The following is a 16833-nucleotide window of genomic DNA, read 5'->3' as shown; positions in this document are numbered from 1 at the left end:
TGAAAAAATGTGATAAAAAGTTGTGTACAATGTGATAGCCTTAGAGTATCAAGGGGTTAGGAGAGTTAGAGATGAATAAAAAATGGTTAACGTGGCCAGTATTTGTCACGTTAAGTGAGATTTATATCGCGCCGTTAAATATTATGTGGTTTATTTTGGGCTCTGCCATTGCCCAATATCAGTATGGTGTCGTCAACTGGATTAACGTTGTTTTGTGTTTAGTGGATGTGTTTATTTTTGATCTCGCAGTTAACGTGTCCGATAACTATTACGACTACGTACACGCTGCGGATCGTGAGGGGTACGCCGCACATACAAATCCAATTGGCCGGTTGCATTTGCCCAAACGTGGTGTGTGGTGGCTAGCAGTTGCCCTGTACGTTGTCTCTGCAATCCCTGGGGTTATTCTAGTTATGTGCACCGGATGGCCGGTATTGCTGTTTGGGATTATTGGTTACTTGATTGGTATTTTCTATACCGCTGGTCCGTACCCATTACATGCCATGCCGATTTGTGAAACTGTGGTCGCTTTTTCCATTACATATTTAATTGAACTCGTCTGTGTTTACATCAGCATTTATGGTCAGCGTCCGTTTACATGGGGCGTTGCAGGCACGACATTTGCATTATGTCTACCAATTACGCTGCTGTTCTTTACCGTTCAATTAGGGAATAATACGGCAGATCTAGACGAAGATATCAAAAACAATCGTCACACACTGGCTTATTTCATTGGTCGCAAACGGGCTGTCAGGGTGATGCAAGTCTTATTGATTGTTGGCAGCTTATGGCCAATTGTAAACTTGGTTTTGGGACTGGCACCGTGGATCACTGTGCTAAGCGTGGTGTTGCTGCCGATTATGTGGCGGGGAATTAAACCATTCTACGCAGTTCAAGATAAGCAGAAAACGTACATGAAAGTGATTAAAAATACATCTTTATTTTATATTGGGTACACCGCACTGTTTGCAATTGGCGCATGGCTGTAAAAATAAAATTAGAAAAATCGTTTGACAAATGGTAGATTGCAAATTTAATCCGAATTTTTGGACAAATTTGTCAGCATAACCTGATACGGTGTTTGCCAGTCGAGTATTTTAAGCGGTCGCTGGTTAATTTGGAGTAACGTCGTCGTTAAATCTTGAGCACTAATGTGTTCAAAACGAGTCCCTTTAGGATAAAAATAACGTAAATTCCGATTAAAGCGTTCATTACTACCACGTTCAGCTGGCGTATAAGCATGGCAGTAATAGGTCTTAATACCATATTGTGATTCAAGTGATACTAGCCCACTAAACTCAGTGCCACGGTCCACAGTAAAGCTGTGCACCGGACCATTAAAAGTGGTTAGGAACTTAGTTAGTGCTTCATTAACAGTCACTGTCGTCCGATCTTTTAACCGGTATGCCCAAAGGAACCGTGATTTTCGATCGATTAAAGTTAATAAAACTGCCTTACTATGCCCACGAGGACCAACGACTGTATCTAGTTCAAAATCGCCGATGCGATTACGTTGATTAATCATCATGGGACGCTGTTCAATTGATCGCCCCAAAGATTGATTATATTTGGATCGTTGGTCAACGTTACGCCGTTGGCGTACGCCATGTTCAGGTAGATCATTCAAGGAGAAATCAATTCTCTCCTGATTTAGCCAATTATAAATAGATTTAGTAGCTAGTTTAAATTCGTGAGCAATCATTCCTGGTGACCAGCTTAGACGTAAATGGTTGAGAATTTTTTGCTTTAACTCATCGCTCAGCTTAGTTTTCCGACCACATCGTGATCGCTTGTATTCGGCATCTGTTTGTGCTAATTCAGCCTGATAAGGTTGACATCGAGATAATTCATAAGAAATTGTTGACGGTGATCGGTTCAGCCGAACGCCCATTTGGATATTGGACAGCCCTAGTTCACAAAAGGTTTCGATTTTAATTCGTTCGGAATAGGTTATACTAGACAAAAGATCAGCTCCTAAAAGATGGGTTTGTGGTAAACACCATTTTAAAGGAAGCTGATCTTTTTTGTCCGAACAGCGTTCGGATTAATTTTACAATCTACCAAATGATTAAAATGCTAGTATATTTCTAATCAACATTTAATCATTGTTTTCAAACCTAGTAGTGAATGATCTGTGTGTCAGGAAGTCGGTGGTTGCTGCGAACCGATCAGGATCATCTCATCGAAATACCTGAAAACGAAAATGACCGGGCATCGCTGGACCGTTATCCCAGTGAGAGTGAATAAGATGGGCGGAAGGCTCGTTTTATTAAGCTGGGTGGTACCACGGTAAACTAATCGTCCCTGTTATGCATGATGCATAGCAGGGACGATTTTTTGTATTTAGAGTGTGACCAAGCACGGATTTAGGGATTGGGAGCACGTTTAGGAGAATGGTGCCGCAGCCCGGCATTAAAAAGAGAGAAAAGGGGGCCAATGGAAAATGACAGAAAATTGTGGGGGCAATCCTCGATATAGAACCTCAATGAATGACACTCAACGTTTACAACAATTTGGACATTCAAAAAATGAGGTATTCACATGGAAAAACAAACATTTAAAGTTGGTCGTAACGAAGCACTAATTGTCTTACTAGGCATGTTGTTAATTATGGGATTTGGCGTGATTAAATTTGGTTTGTCGCCCCAAGTGTAAAAGGCACCCGTAAAATGTAGGAAAACGGCAGGTTAGAACTGTTGGTTTTCCTACATTTTTTGTATCATGAATCACATCAGAGTGTAGGAGGAATTTGATGTGAGACGTGATTTAAGAGAAGGAGTGACGATTTACGTGACTGAAAATATTAAGCCTAACTTCGCCGAGATTGCCCGGCAATATAATGTTGATTATCGAACCGTTAAGAAAGCCTATGAGGAAGTCAAAGCTGGACTTAAGGGCCGACCAAGTGGTCGACCGAAACGGCCAAGTTTACTGGATCCATTCAAGCAAACCATCGATTCAAAGCTTGAACTAAATTGTTCGGCTGCTTCAATTTTTAAATTTATCCAGAAGAAGGGCTTTACCGGCAGCTATACCCTCGTGAAAGATTATTGTCGCCAAACCCGCCGAGAACGAGTTAAGAAAGCTACCATTCGGATTGAACATTCCCCTGGTCTCTCTGCTCAAGTTGACTGGAAAGAAGAAATGGCCCTAGTGAGCAGCGAGGGTGAGCTGTTTAAATTCAATATTTTCTTGTATGTATTGCCTTATTCAAAACTCAAATATATGACACTAACCTTTGATCGGAGCCAAGATACCCTCTTTTCTTGCTTACACGACGCTTTCCTTCATACCGGAGGTATTCCGACGGAAATCTGGTTTGATAATATGAAAACCGTTGTGGATCATACAAAATCCCAGTTTGGCCACGCTGTCTTTAACGAACGGTTCCACGAATTCTGTAAAGATGCCGGTTTCACACCAATTGCTTGTCGACCATTCAGACCACAAACTAAAGGTGCAGTTGAAGCCCTTGCTCGCACGGTTGAACGTTTACGGCCATACAATACTGAATTTGCTGATGGAACTGAGCTAATCGAACTAGTTCATATGCTCCGAGATGATCTAAATCATGAAACTTCGCAGGCCACGGACGAAGTCCCGTACCTGAAATGGTTAGACGAAGAAAAAGAGTACCTTCATCGCGTTCCAGTTAATCTCCTTGAACCATACTTCGAAGAAAACATTACCCGTGTCGTTTCGAAGGAGGCCATGATCAATTTCCGCAAATGTAAGTACTCAGTAGATCCGCGATACATTGGTTGTACGGTTGCTGTTGAAATCTCCAATGATGAGCAGCGCATTCACATTTATTATAACGGAGAAGAAATTCGTACGCACTCCATAACTACCAATTCGCTGAATTATGACCCCCAAGATCAGTTCAATATCCTCAAATCTGATTTGCTTAAAGGGCGGACAGATGAAGACATTTCAGCTTACATTCGTGAACATATGACTGATTACGACAACTTATAGGAGGCTACCATGACCACTAATAATCAAATTCTTTTAAATAATCTTGAGCGCTTAGGGTTAAACAAAATCCGTGAATACTTGCCGAATTACCTTGATCAAATTCACACTGATAATCTGTCATTAACTGAGGCGCTAATTGATTTAACTAATTCGGAACTCCAGAATCGACACGAAGGTCAGATTGCACGGGCCATTGGCCGTGCTCGGTTCCCCAATACAAAATCCCTAGATACATTTGATTTTAGCTTTCAACCCAGTATGAATCGCCAAGAGGTTCTGGAATTCCAGAATCTGGCTTTTATGGAAAAGTCTGAAAACTTAATCTTTATTGGCAATCCGGGAGTCGGTAAAACCCACTTGGCAATTAGTATTGGGATTGAGGCCTGTAAACAGGGCTGTCGGGTTCTCTTTATTAATTGTCATGAGCTGTTGATTAGATTGAGAGCAGCTTACGAAAAAGGACTGCTTGATCGATCTCTAAGCCGCTATTCGCGCTATGACCTATTAATTATTGATGAAATTGGGTATTTGCCAATTGGTCACCAAGAAGCTAACCTCTTATTTCAGCTAGTCAATGCCCGCTATGAAAAGCATTCAACGATCATTACCAGCAATAGTGATCTATCCGCTTGGGTTGATATTTTCCAGAACCCAACTGTGACAGCAGCCATTCTCGATCGCTTGGTTCATCATGTTCACGTAGTGAAGATCACTGGTAAATCTTACCGATTACGTGGCCTCAAGTAACTGCCGAAAACCTACATTTCTTTCTGCCGAAAACCTACATTTTTAAACTGCCCTTGACACCCAAGTTCCCGTTATGTTAGTTATGGGATTATTGATGGCATGGGGTGTTGCTCACCGTTTGCCATGGTCGTTAATTAACGAAGGAATCAAGGATGGGATTGAAACCGGGATTGTCCCAATTTTCATTTTCATTCTGGTTGGTGCGTTAATTAGTACATGGATTGCTGCTGGTATCATTCCATCCTTGATGGTTTTCGGTTTTCATTTAATCAGTGTTCAGTGGTTCGTCCCTTCCGTATTTGTCGTCTGTGCACTGGTTGGTAGCGCCGTTGGTAGTGCCTTTACCGTTATTTCTACAGTCGGCATTGCGTTCTTCGGGATGGGCGTTACGATGCACGTTAACCCAGCCTTAGTGGCCGGTGCGATTATCTCCGGCGCAGTTTTTGGTGATAAATCGTCACCGCTATCCGAATCGACCAACTTAACCGCAGCTGTTGTTGACGCAGATTTATTCAAACATATTATGAACTTGATGTGGTCCACCATTCCCGCATTTATTATTGCGTTAGTTGTATTTGCCATTATGGGAAGCGGCGAAAAGGGTGCTAGTCTAGCCAGCATCAATCATGTCATCAACATTTTAGACAACAACTTTACTATTTCAGCTTGGGCGATTGTGCCGATTGCGTGCATGTTCATTTGCGCATGGCGGCGAGTGCCAGCGATTCCAACATTATTTTTAAACATTGGTGTTTCGCTGGTGATGTTACTGATCGAGCATCCAGGCACTAAGTTAACCAAAATTGCTAGCATCATTGAAGCGGGATTTGTTTCTCACACAGGTAATAAAGAAGTTGATTTATTACTATCGCGTGGCGGTATTGCAAGCATGATGGGAACGGTCTCACTGATTGTGTTGACCTTATCACTTGGTGGTTTGTTGATGCAATTTGGGTTGATTGATGCTGTGATGACGCCATTTGCGAAACATTTAAACTCCGATGGCAAACGGATCATTGCGGTCGTTCTCTCAAGTATTGGTGTTAACATCTTCATCGGTGAACAATTCTTATCCGTTATCCTTCCAGGTAAGGCATTCAAGAAAACATTTGACGAATCAGGATTAGCTCCCGTCGCATTAGGACGGGCGCTTGAAGATGGCGGAACGGTTATTAACTACCTGATTCCGTGGGGTGTTGCTGGCGTGTTTGCAGCCAACACACTTGGTGTTCCAACGATGCAATACTTGCCATTCGCATTATTTAGCTTATTGTCACCAGTATTTTCTATATTAAGTGGCTTGACTGGTATCGGTTTGAAGCATCAAGACGTTGCAAAAACGGAGTCAGAAAATTTTAAGCAGGTCACGGCTTCAACGGCTGTAGAAGAGTAATACGTCCGGTTAAAGCGGTAGCGTGTGAACGAAGTCGTGACCAAAATAAAATAATTATTATGGCCGTTTGTGGTACGGTTATTGCATTGATGACTAAACCGGACTTGCTCACGTTGTCTAAAGCTGGTATAGTATTACGTGTTATTAAACACAGTATTGAGAGGAGAAGCATCATGGCAGAAAAGAAACCATTGAACTCATTCGCCGGCCAACGTCCCGTTGCTAAACGTCAACGTCGTATTCGCCGTGAAAAAGAAATTGCCGCAATCCAACGTTGGGCTGCTGGTAAGACTGACACGATCGAAGCAGCTCCAAAGGCTAAGTAATTTCGGTTGGTAGGCTTTTCTGATCGTCTCTAATTCAGTACATCAAAAAGCATTTAGTCCCGCAATCTCGTCATGAAAATGATGGGGTTGCGGTTTTTTTATGGTTCTATCATATCTGTTGTTGGTCATGTCACAAGACATGATCGACAACAGATTTTTCTTTCTGTAATCTATGTATGTTGACACGAAAAAAGGATATCGACATTGCTTTATCCTTCCACGACCAAGTTTCAAGATAATATAAGAAAGCGGCGATATCCCATGTCTGATTCTACTAAAGTTCTGCTCAATATTGAAGATAAAAATGTTTTTATTGATGAGGTTGTCCGTGATGACCAGGCAATGCAGGTAAAGGCTCACCTAACCTATGTCCCTAAGGCCTGTTCAGAATGTGGCGTGTTGAATCAACACTCGATTATTAAATATGGCTGGCGAACGGTTCATGTTCGCTTACCAAAAACGGGTGAATGGGCTGTCGTCATGCATTTACGTAAACAATACTATGAGTGTCACGCATGTCGTGGACACTTTTTGGCTCACACAAGTATCGTTAAGCGTAACTGCTCAATATCTTACAATACGCATCAGGCTTGTTTATCGAAGCTAAACGAATCCGTCTCAATGAAACATATTGCACAAGAACTGAACACCTCGCCAAACTTCGTTTCGCGAGTGTTGAATCATTTTTCATCCGATTTTAAAACAGACTATCACCATCTTCCAGCTGCTCTCCACATCGATGAAATCAAGAGTACCAAGGATGCCCAAGGTTCGATGAGCTGTGTTCTGATGGACGGTGACCACCAGCTGCTTCGAGACATTCTTGACGTCCGAACCTTACCAGCTCTGACGCGTTATTTTAAACGTTATGACCTTGAAGTCCGGAATCAAGTTCGTTTCCTAGTGACAGACATGAACTATACCTATCCACAATTGACGGAAGAAATCTTTCCCAATGCGATTGTGATCATTGACCGATTTCACATCATTAATGCCATTCAACGTGGCTTAAATAAGACCCGTATTGAAGTGATGAAACAATTTGCGACATCATCGCGCGAGTATAAAGCCCTCAAAAAATATTGGAAATTATTACTCAAGCCGGCCGCAAACCTGGATTATAAGAACTTTCACCGCTTTTCCCAGTTTAAATACTTCACTACCGAAGTTGACGTTATTGATAATTTACTGAGCTTAAGTCCTGAATTGGCACAAGTCTACGCCTACGCACAGCGTTTGTGTGGGGCCGTCAGGACACATGATGTCGAAGAATTACGCAATGCCTTGGCCGATTCCGTTGGTGCACCTGAAACCTTTGAGACGTGCTTAACTTATATTCGTGAGCATCCTGACTACATTGAAAACACCTTGAGGCACAAAGATTACTCCAATGGTCCTTTGGAAGGAACGAATAATCGAATCAAAGTCCTTAAAAGATCTGACTATGGCTACACGAGATTTAAGAATTTCCGTTTGCGCGTCCTTGTTATGTTAAGGACAAAAACAAAACACCCAATCATCAAATAATGATTGAGTGCATTATGGTCGTTACCAACAACAGTTGACAGAGAACCTTTTTTATGAGCGTGACGACCCCCGGTAGAGACCGAGCAATAACGTAAAATGAGCGCTGTAAAGGTGAATTTTGCCTTTACAGCGCTCGTTTTGTGTTATGCACAGGTCTCTGGGGTGTCGAAGCGCGTTACGACTATGAAGCAGGAAAACGGGTTATGCACAGACTTCAGTGGGTGAGAGCACGTTATGGCTATGAAGTAGGAAAGTGGTCGATTCCAGTAATTTCGCTAATTTCCAGTAAATATGACTACATAATTGGACATGTCATACAATCAATTTTCTGAAATTATTACTATTGGTTTTAACTTCTAATTTGATCGTATTAAGTGATTTAGATCTGTAATCCAAATAAATTGAAATTTTTCAGCCTTCTGCGATGACATTTTAACTTAGAATGAATACAATGTACTCGGGAGGTGGAATTATGGGAACTGGTTCTAAACCCATCACGATTTTTTTCGTGATTTTGTATGCGTTTCTGTTTTATTTAGTATTTGCTAACAAGAACATGCTGGCGATGGAAGTGATGGCAGTGGGGATGTTATTGCAAGCCATCATTGATTGCTGGTGTGCTTTTCGCAAGTCAAAACCATGATACATATTTATAGGAGGCGTTCGCATGAGTGAACAGAAGGTTTACAACGATTATTTTTACGATGAACCTGTTTATGATTTGCATGACGGGGGTTATGTGCCATTGAAGGTACCGGATGTGCCGGAGAAGCCCTTAACAATTCCGAGTGTGTTAAAACCAGACAAAGTGGATGGCAATGATGTTTGGTATACCATTCGTGCTCAAGCTGGTGAAACACAAATTTTACCCGGTGTTAAGACGAAGACATGGGGCTACAATGCATCCTTGTTGGGCCAAACGGTCGTGTTGAAGGATGGTGTCCATTATCACGTGCATATCGTCAATGAATTACCTGAAGTGACAACGTTGCACTGGCATGGACTTAATGTGCCTGGCCCTGTCACAGATGGTGGTCCACATGCGCCAATTTATCCTGGTGAATCTCGTGACATTGACTTCACCTTGAATCAACCGGCTCAAACGGACTGGATTCACCCGCACCCATGTCCGAACACTGCTCGTCAGGTCTGGAACGGATTGGTAGCGGCAGTTGTTGTAACTGACGACGTCGAGAGTAAGCTACCATTCCCACGTAATTATGGTGTTGATGACATTCCGGTTATCTTGCAAGATCGTAGTTATCACGACAATCAATTGGATTATGATGCCGATTATGACGTGGATGGTACGTTAGGCGACACGCCGTTAGTTAACGGTACTGTAAACGGTGTCTTTAAAGTCACGACGCAACGGATTCGTTTAAGAATTTTGAACGGTGCTGACCGGCGTGAATACCGTTTGCACTTTAGTGATGATCACGAATTCACTCAAGTTGGCTCTGATGGCGGAATTTTACCCGCACCAGTTAAGTTGACTAAATTGATGCTGACCTGTGCTGAACGGGCAGAAGTTATCGTCGACTTTGGTGATCACAAACCGGGTGACAGGGTTCAATTGATGTCTGACGATGTGCCGTTGATGACGTTTGAAATTGGCGACTTTGAACCAGATAACACACAACTGCCAGATCATTTGGTTGATTTGGCCGATTGGGAACCAACGCCAGGTTTGCCCGTTGAAAAGACAGTTATGTCAGGTATGGACGACGAAGTCCGCCTCGACGGTAAGCTGTTTGATATGCAACGGATCGATCGCAAACAGAAGTTGGGTGACGTCGTTGACTGGGATGTGACTAACACAAATGACATGGGCAGTGGCATGATTCACCCGTTCCACATGCATGGCTGTCACTTCTTGGTACTGTCACGAAATGGTAAGGCACCTTATCCAAATGAACACGGCTACAAGGATGTTGTCGGTGTTAATGCCGGTGAAACTGTTAGAATTCGGGTTATGTTTGATGTGCCTGGGGTCTTCATGTATCATTGCCACATTTTGGAACACGAGGATACTGGGATGATGGCCCAGATTGAAGCTTACGATCCAGACCACCCACAAACATTCCACTTGCTAAGCATGGATGATGTTAACAACCGAACGAACCAAAATTAAATTAATCGTTGGCTAATATGAGCGGCGTCTTGAATAATTCAGACGCCGTTTTTATGTGAGTCGGCGAACACATAGAGAGAAGTGCATTTGTATGAGTGAGAAAGAGGCAACAGCGAGTGTCGACAATAGGGGGCACGTTTATAACCGATTATGGTTCATTATTACGCTACTGACGGGCACGTTCAGTATGTCCATCAGTCAATCGTCCTTATCGACTGCATATCCGACCTTGATGCGGACATTTAATATCGGGGCGCCACAAGTGCAGTGGATGACGACTGGCTTCATGTTGGTGATGAGTGTCATGATTCCCGTGAGTCCGTGGCTACTGAACAACGTTAAATTTACAACGCTATTTCGTTGGGTGACCGCTATGTTTGCGTTTGGGACATTGCTATGTATGATGGCGACGAGTTATCCAGTATTGTTAATTGGTCGTTTAATTGAAGCACTTGGCGTTGGTATTATCTTTCCATCGTTTCAAACGGTGTTGCTGACAATTACGCCTGAAGATCATCGGGGAGCAACGATGGGCACGGCAGGGCTAATCATGGGATCTGCTTTAGCAACCGGACCAATCGTTTCCGGAATTGTCCTGTCATTTGCAAGTTGGCGTGGTCTATTTGTATTGTTCTTCGTGCTCGTTACTGCTGTGTTTATTCTGTCCTTCTGGACGATTAAAGATGTTATGCCAGTTAATCGGTCGACAATGGACTGGTTGTCGATTATTTATTCGTTGGGGTTCATCGGTGTCTTGTACGTCCTTAATCAAATTGGGGTAAAGGGCGCTAACTGGTGGCTGACAACGCTGCTAATTATCAGTATCCTGGCGTTGATTGGCTTTTGTTATCGTCAGTTACATCGTGACCAGCCACTATTGGAATTACGAGTTTTCCACAGTCGTTTGTTCACGACCGGTGTGTTGCTAACGGGTGCTTCTTACATTGCACTGATTGTGACCACGATTGTGCTGCCGTTGTATTATCAAAATGTGCTCGGTTTATCAGCACTATTTTCTGGATTGTCACTGGTTCCAGCGGCCGTGGGTCTCAGTCTGTTGAACCCACTATCCGGTCATTTGATGGATCGCGTTGGACCACGAAACGTTGTCCTTACGGGGATGATTTTGATTGTGCTCGGGTTTGGCTACCTGACTATCTTTGCACGCCATTTAAACGTGTTTAGCTTAATTTTGGCTTCAATTGTGACTGAAGGTGGGAATGCATTTGTTATGATGCCAGCCGTAACACTGGGAGCAAACTCATTGCCTGATAAACTGATTTCTCACGGAACAGCTGTGACAACGACTGCCCGTCAGATTCTGGGATCAGCAGGGGTTGCTGCCGCCACGATTATTTTGACGCGGGTGACAGATGCGCATAAGGCTGCTCAAGGTTTACATCAGGCTACACTGACTGGTTATCAGATGACGTTCTTAACTTTTCTGATTATCGGAATCTTAGGCTTGGCATTAACGTTTACCTTACCGCGTGGTAAACAGGCACCAACGAAGTAGGGGTAAGAAAAATCGCCGTTCACATTAATTGTGAGCGACGATTTTTTATTTATATCTGGTTTATTTTGCATCTGGTGTTAGTCCCAGTTTGCGTTGGCAATCTGGACAATAACCATAGAGTTCGATGTGACCTTCGGTAATCATGTAACCAGACTGTTTAACCGCTGCACTTTCCAGATTGGCGAAATCATCATAAAAGATGTCCGTAATCTTCCCACAGTTCTGACAAACGGCGTGAAAATGTGGCCGACCAAAGTAGTCATAGTGGGTTCCTGCATCACCGTTTTCTAGTTCAATCACAATCCCTGTTTCGACTAACGTATTTAACGTATTGTAAATCGTTGCCAAGCTTAGTCCTTGGTGAACGGGTTTCAGTTCGTCAAACATGGTGCCAACGTCAGGATGATTGTGGTGTGTCATGAGGTAATGGAGCACAATCTGCCGTTGCGGGGTAACCCGCAGATGTTTGTCCTTTAATACTTTTACCGCTGCTTCATCAATAACCTGTGCCATAGGCAACTCCTTCCTTAGACTTGTTCTAACTTAATATTAAAACACTTTTCTATCTAAATACCAATTAGATGAATTGTCAAGGACTCATGTAATTGACGATATGTCTGAAATTATGGCAGTAAAATCAATTCCTCAAAATTTGAGTGGATTGATTTCGTTTTGCAGGTCGAGGACGTCATACCATGGGAGCGATCTCAGCCCTCAAACCCCGAGGGTCTTCAACCTCGGCTTGGAACCGAAGACCACGTTTCCAAGCCTGCCCTGCAATTCTGCCCTCGACCGGCTTCACTCATGTTGTACTAGATTTAGCTAAATTTAAAGCTAAAAATAAGAAAATGGGTCGCAATTGAATCTGCTGTTACATGCATGTGAGGGCGTCACCGTTGATACCGATTCGTGAAGGCGGTGTTAATTCGAATGATTCTGTCGAATTTACAGCACGGACGGTTGGGAAGACTCGTGATCTTGCGAGGCTTCCCAACGAGGTGAAAGTCTGTGGTTTTCAGGCTTGAACCGGTCCCACGACAAGTGTATCAACGGTGACAACCGGCAGTAAGGGCAGTAAGGTTCAATAGTTTAAAGGTAAAATCTTGCGCATATTGAAGCGGTTGCACTATGGTGAACACGATGATAACGCTGATTTGTTGGAGATGTAATTCATATGGCAATAAGTGAGCAAAAACAGTCGTTTCAACTTCACTTACAGGATTTAACGAACCGTAATGCTTCATTCTTAGAGACCATCTACGCGTTGGCTAACGGACATCTAGGCGTGCGTGCCAGCAATCCATTACAGGGAAACCTGCGATTAGATGAGGGGATGCCTGGCCTATTTGTGAATGGCTTTTATGATTTGAGCCACATTACATATGGAGAATCATACGCGGGTTACCCGGAAAATAATCAAACCATCGCTCAGTTACCCGACCCACGATACCTTGTCATTGAGATCGATGGAGAACGATCGGATCAAACGACATTTGCCACCCGAGTTGTGGATAAAAACCTTGATATGGAAACGGGGTTACTCAATGAATTGTTTGAGATAACCACACCTTCTGGAAAAATACTCCAGTTATCCTTATCGACGTTTGCGTCACAGGCTGATGATGGCATTTACTGTGTCAGCTACACCATTCGGCCAATTAACTTTAGCGGGGCGGTAAAGCTGTACAAACAGCACCCCTATATTGACCAGGTGTTTACCCGAGACGGCGATATTCGTGCTGTGTCGCGAAATAACATTTTGGATCGGCAGTTTTTGAATGCGGACTTTCCGGCCATGCAGATCACGACGCAACGGAGTCAATTGGGGCTAGTCCTTATGTGGCGTTATTTGGGTGAAGACTCCTTGGTCAAGTTTGACCGTTCGGACGGTATGCCCAAATACGTAATGGACCTTGACCTCCAGCAAGGGCTGACAGAATCTTTCGACTTCGGTTATTCCGTCGGGCGGATTCACAGTCTTATGGATGTCGCGATGAACCACACGCAATACTTGAAAAACGCAAACGCACATCTAGAGCATCATTCGTTTTCAACCTTGTTTACAGAATCTGCCCACAAAATGCAGGAGTTCTGGCACAATTCGGATATTCGGATTGACGGTGATCCTGAGACGCAAAAGGGGATTCGCTTCAATCTCTTTCATCTGCACCAGTCTGCTGGTCACGATGGGAAGACCAGTATTCCAGCCAAGGGTCTCACTGGGGCAGGTTATGAAGGACATTATTTCTGGGATACCGAAATGTTTATGCTGCCGGCCTTCATTTATACAGATCCACAAATGGCCCGAGCGTTGTTAACGTATCGTTACCATACGTTGGATGAGGCACGGCGTCAGGCCCGAGACTTTGGCTTAGACGGCGGGGCAATGTTTGCATGGCGCACAATCAACGGGATGGAGGCGTCGCCTTACTTTCCTGCTGGTCTGGCGGCTGTTCATATTAACGCGGATATTGCGTATGCGGTCGCTGAATACGTGCAGGTCACAGATGATCAGGATTTCTTGGTGAAAATGGGATTTGAACTGATCCTGGAGACGGCGCGATTCTGGCAGCGTTTTGGCAGCTTCGGTATTGATGGGCCTCAGGGCGGCAAGTTTGTGATTAACAAAGTGACCGGGCCCGATGAATACTCGGCAATGGTGAATAACAATTATTACACCAACCGGATGGCTCAACACAATCTCCGTCTAGCCGTTAGCTATGCTAAAGAACTTAAGAGGAGCCATCCAAGCAAGTTAGAAGAGCTTGGGGTGACTGAAAAGGAATTACAGTCCTTTACACACATTGCAGATAGCATGTACCTGCCGTTTGATAAGGAACTCGGTGTCAAGATGCAGGATGATGGTGCCTTTAACATGGAGATTTGGCCATTCGATCAGACACCACGGGATAATTACCCATTGTTGCTTCACTACCACCCAATGCGTTTGTATCGCCATCAAGTCAATAAGCAAGCCGATACACTGATGAGTGATTTATTGTTCCCAGCCGACCAAGATATTGAACAGCTCAAACGTGATTTTGATTACTATGAGCCATTAACGACACATGATTCATCGTTGTCGCGCCCAATCTTTAGTATTCTGGCGCATCGAATTTTAGCGCATCACAAAGCGTACCGTTATATTGCAGAATCAATCCTAACTGATTTAAACAATAGTCAGGGCAATTCACAAGACGGCGTGCATGTCGGCAACATGGGTGCTAGTTGGATGGAAATGACGCTAGGCGTAGCCGGCATGATTCGTGCTGACCGTGGCTTGGAGTTTCATCCACACTTACCGGTTCAGTGGTCGGCATTGACGTTTAAGATTCGTTATCGTGGCAGTCAGTTTGAAATGCACATCACACGTAATCAAGCGCACTTTAGCCTGATTGAGGGTGACCAGGTGACAATTTACTGTGATGGACAGGAAGTGGCCTTAAGCAGCAAAGCACCGGTCAAACGGATGATGACCGTTAATTTAACGGAGAAATAGAATTGACATTAGGAGAGGGCGACCGGCTTTCTCAGATAATTCAAATGCGACGTTTATGGGATTTTCTCATGGACGTCGCATTTTGTTTAAGTTAGATGAACAAAAGACAGTGCTATGTCTCGCAGTTACGGCAATTTCACCAAAATCAAACTGAGGTCTCATGCCCCAATTTATAGAAAATAGAAATAGCCGTAAATGGCACGAGAAAACCCCGACAACTTCAAAATTGCCGGGGTTCGTTCGATAAATTTAGCTGTGCGTTGCTCTATCTATGTGTTGATGCGGAAATTAGTTCTGGTGAACGGCTTCCATTTGTTCGAAGTAAGCTGTTTCCTTCTTAGCTTCAGCCGCTTGGTTCTTTTTGTTGTACCAAGGGGAGATAGTGAAGGCTAAGAAGTCGTTCATCAAGTAAACAGAACTGTTAACAAACATGGCTAACGTAGCGTCACCTTGACGGAAGGAAACGGCCCACAAAACCATTTGTGCTAAACCAGAAGCAACCCACCAGATGTATTGTTGTTTGAACCGCATGAAGCAGATGACACCGGCACAAGCGGAGATACTGAATGAAATAGCGTCGATCCAAGGACGAGGATCGTTGGTAACTGCGCCAATAACGTAACCGGAGATCCCGTAAACAATTAATGTAGCAATAATAGCAACTGTGGTACTGCGCCATGTAAATGAACGAATTTTGCTGACCATGTTTTTGTTCCAGCTTGGGCTTAGCAAGACTGGCAGGTCAAGTGTTGCCATGTAAACAATCTGTTCACCGATGGACAGGTAGTTTTTGGCAGAAAAACCAACATAAATAAAGCAAAGTGCAGATAACACACCAAGTAAGCCGTTAACACTCTTAGCTTGGTTGATGGCCAAGATACAAAGTACCCCAAGTGTTGTTCCGATGAACGTGATCAAACTAACCAAACTGAAGGGGTTTGAAACTAAGGTCATCACCTGGGCACCCAATGAAAAACCGAAAAGCCAGTATGAGGCCTTGTGCCAGCCAGTTAACTGGTGGCCGAGAAACTTAAAATAATTGGTAACGTGACGCATGAAAAGATCTCCATTCTATGATTTGTATTTGTGGCCCGGTAGAAGTAAAAGATTCAGGCCTGCAACGCACTGATAGATATGTTAGCACCCAGACCGTGGAAAACAAAATGCCTGTCAAACGCTTATTGTTTGTACCATGAGTTAACGTTGCGTGGCGATTTGAGACCGTGATGGCGGCACTGAGAGCTATTTTGTGATGGACACAAGATGATGTGAAAACTTTTTTGAAAAAACTATATATTGTATGTAAAAGCCATGAAAATGAATGAAAACAATCTGCAGTAATTTTTGCATTTCAAGGTTAAAACCGTGTCAGAACAAGAAAAGGCTCCACAAAATGGCTACGAAAGCCCATTTTATGGAGCCACAACATCTAGATGCCTCATTGAGGGGGAGTGAGTCAACTAGATGAGTTGGAAACTCAGTTGTTGGTCGCGCAGTTTGAAAATCTGGCCGAGGTGACTAAAACGTAATTGCAGGCGTTTAACGCCATCCAAGTTAGTATCCAGAATTTCAATGCGGTACGCGGCAGTTGGCGCTGGGTGAATCAGATTAAATGTGATGTATTTACCTTTAGGGAAGTGAATGCTGTGATGGCCAAGTTCGTTATGGAAAATTGTAATCATAGTTATTCCTCCTTGTGTCTGCTAAGTATGA

The 16833-nt window shown here is 43.6% G+C and carries 14 protein-coding genes; 10 read left to right on the top strand and 4 right to left on the bottom strand.

Translation table 11 applies throughout. From position 1 onward, the window contains the following. The first annotated feature begins 71 nt into the window (after positions 1-71). Complete coding sequence (locus ABUE36_RS11080; protein WP_161001622.1) at positions 72-989, top strand: prenyltransferase; 918 nt, start codon at positions 72-74, stop codon at positions 987-989. 44 nt (positions 990-1033) lie between these two features. Here the strand turns inward: ABUE36_RS11080 and ABUE36_RS11075 are convergent, their stop codons facing one another. After that, positions 1034-1963 (bottom strand): IS30-like element ISLpl1 family transposase, encoded by a 930-nt coding sequence (locus ABUE36_RS11075; RefSeq protein ID WP_421016461.1) that lies wholly within the window; start codon positions 1961-1963, stop codon positions 1034-1036. Positions 1964-2754: 791 nt separating this feature from the next. Here ABUE36_RS11075 and istA point away from each other — a divergent pair. From istA to ABUE36_RS11035, 8 genes are all read left to right on the top strand, one after another. Further along, positions 2755-3978, top strand: a complete 1224-nt coding sequence (istA, locus tag ABUE36_RS11070; RefSeq protein ID WP_003555353.1) for an IS21 family transposase — start codon at positions 2755-2757, stop codon at positions 3976-3978. Between the two features lie 9 nt (positions 3979-3987). Further along, positions 3988-4725: an IS21-like element helper ATPase IstB gene (gene istB, locus ABUE36_RS11065; protein ID WP_014386885.1), complete on the top strand. Its 738-nt coding sequence runs from the start codon at positions 3988-3990 to the stop codon at positions 4723-4725. 73 nt (positions 4726-4798) lie between these two features. Continuing rightward, positions 4799-6118 carry a Na+/H+ antiporter NhaC family protein gene (locus tag ABUE36_RS11060; RefSeq protein ID WP_421016745.1) on the top strand — a complete coding sequence of 440 codons (1320 nt, stop codon included), beginning with the start codon at positions 4799-4801 and terminating at the stop codon, positions 6116-6118. A 173-nt stretch (positions 6119-6291) separates the two neighbouring features. Beyond that, positions 6292-6444: a hypothetical protein gene (locus ABUE36_RS11055; protein WP_017262184.1), complete on the top strand. Its 153-nt coding sequence runs from the start codon at positions 6292-6294 to the stop codon at positions 6442-6444. 261 nt (positions 6445-6705) lie between these two features. After that, on the top strand, positions 6706-7971 hold the full coding sequence (locus ABUE36_RS11050; protein WP_421016744.1) for an ISL3 family transposase: 1266 nt from the start codon (positions 6706-6708) through the stop codon (positions 7969-7971). Between the two features lie 472 nt (positions 7972-8443). Then, complete coding sequence (locus ABUE36_RS11045) at positions 8444-8614, top strand: hypothetical protein (protein WP_017262189.1); 171 nt, start codon at positions 8444-8446, stop codon at positions 8612-8614. Positions 8615-8638: 24 nt separating this feature from the next. Beyond that, positions 8639-10105, top strand: a complete 1467-nt coding sequence (locus ABUE36_RS11040; protein ID WP_421016743.1) for a multicopper oxidase family protein — start codon at positions 8639-8641, stop codon at positions 10103-10105. 91 nt (positions 10106-10196) lie between these two features. Continuing rightward, positions 10197-11621 carry an MFS transporter gene (locus ABUE36_RS11035; protein ID WP_161001625.1) on the top strand — a complete coding sequence of 475 codons (1425 nt, stop codon included), beginning with the start codon at positions 10197-10199 and terminating at the stop codon, positions 11619-11621. Between the two features lie 60 nt (positions 11622-11681). Here ABUE36_RS11035 and ABUE36_RS11030 read toward each other — a convergent pair whose 3' ends face one another. Then, on the bottom strand, positions 11682-12134 hold the full coding sequence (locus ABUE36_RS11030) for a Fur family transcriptional regulator (protein WP_421016742.1): 453 nt from the start codon (positions 12132-12134) through the stop codon (positions 11682-11684). A 661-nt stretch (positions 12135-12795) separates the two neighbouring features. Between ABUE36_RS11030 and ABUE36_RS11025 the strand changes: the two genes are divergently transcribed. Then, on the top strand, positions 12796-15120 hold the full coding sequence (locus tag ABUE36_RS11025) for a glycoside hydrolase family 65 protein (RefSeq protein ID WP_421016741.1): 2325 nt from the start codon (positions 12796-12798) through the stop codon (positions 15118-15120). A 288-nt stretch (positions 15121-15408) separates the two neighbouring features. Here the strand turns inward: ABUE36_RS11025 and pnuC are convergent, their stop codons facing one another. Together pnuC and ABUE36_RS11015 are read right to left on the bottom strand one after the other, a co-directional pair. After that, positions 15409-16176: a nicotinamide riboside transporter PnuC gene (pnuC, locus tag ABUE36_RS11020; protein ID WP_421016740.1), complete on the bottom strand. Its 768-nt coding sequence runs from the start codon at positions 16174-16176 to the stop codon at positions 15409-15411. Between the two features lie 404 nt (positions 16177-16580). Beyond that, entirely contained in the window at positions 16581-16802 is a 222-nt protein-coding gene (locus ABUE36_RS11015; RefSeq protein WP_017262197.1) for a hypothetical protein, read from the bottom strand. Positions 16803-16833: the final 31 nt, after the last annotated feature.

It is taken from the genome of Furfurilactobacillus cerevisiae (genome assembly GCF_048961765.1).
GTDB lineage: Bacteria > Bacillota > Bacilli > Lactobacillales > Lactobacillaceae > Furfurilactobacillus > Furfurilactobacillus milii_A.
This window is presented reverse-complemented; position numbering and strand designations above follow the sequence as displayed.

What these genes read in the sequence shown, in the direction of transcription:
- ABUE36_RS11080 (WP_161001622.1), top strand. Translation starts at nt 72, where the DNA reads ATGAATAAAAAATGGTTAACGTGGCCAGTATTTGTCACGTTAAGTGAG.
- istB (WP_014386885.1), top strand. Translation starts at nt 3,988, where the DNA reads ATGACCACTAATAATCAAATTCTTTTAAATAATCTTGAGCGCTTAGGG.
- ABUE36_RS11060 (WP_421016745.1), top strand. Translation starts at nt 4,799, where the DNA reads ATGTTAGTTATGGGATTATTGATGGCATGGGGTGTTGCTCACCGTTTG.
- ABUE36_RS11055 (WP_017262184.1), top strand. Translation starts at nt 6,292, where the DNA reads ATGGCAGAAAAGAAACCATTGAACTCATTCGCCGGCCAACGTCCCGTT.
- ABUE36_RS11050 (WP_421016744.1), top strand. Translation starts at nt 6,706, where the DNA reads ATGTCTGATTCTACTAAAGTTCTGCTCAATATTGAAGATAAAAATGTT.
- ABUE36_RS11045 (WP_017262189.1), top strand. Translation starts at nt 8,444, where the DNA reads ATGGGAACTGGTTCTAAACCCATCACGATTTTTTTCGTGATTTTGTAT.
- ABUE36_RS11040 (WP_421016743.1), top strand. Translation starts at nt 8,639, where the DNA reads ATGAGTGAACAGAAGGTTTACAACGATTATTTTTACGATGAACCTGTT.
- ABUE36_RS11035 (WP_161001625.1), top strand. Translation starts at nt 10,197, where the DNA reads ATGAGTGAGAAAGAGGCAACAGCGAGTGTCGACAATAGGGGGCACGTT.
- ABUE36_RS11030 (WP_421016742.1), bottom strand. Translation starts at nt 12,134, where the DNA reads ATGGCACAGGTTATTGATGAAGCAGCGGTAAAAGTATTAAAGGACAAA.
- ABUE36_RS11025 (WP_421016741.1), top strand. Translation starts at nt 12,796, where the DNA reads ATGGCAATAAGTGAGCAAAAACAGTCGTTTCAACTTCACTTACAGGAT.
- pnuC (WP_421016740.1), bottom strand. Translation starts at nt 16,176, where the DNA reads ATGCGTCACGTTACCAATTATTTTAAGTTTCTCGGCCACCAGTTAACT.
- ABUE36_RS11015 (WP_017262197.1), bottom strand. Translation starts at nt 16,802, where the DNA reads ATGATTACAATTTTCCATAACGAACTTGGCCATCACAGCATTCACTTC.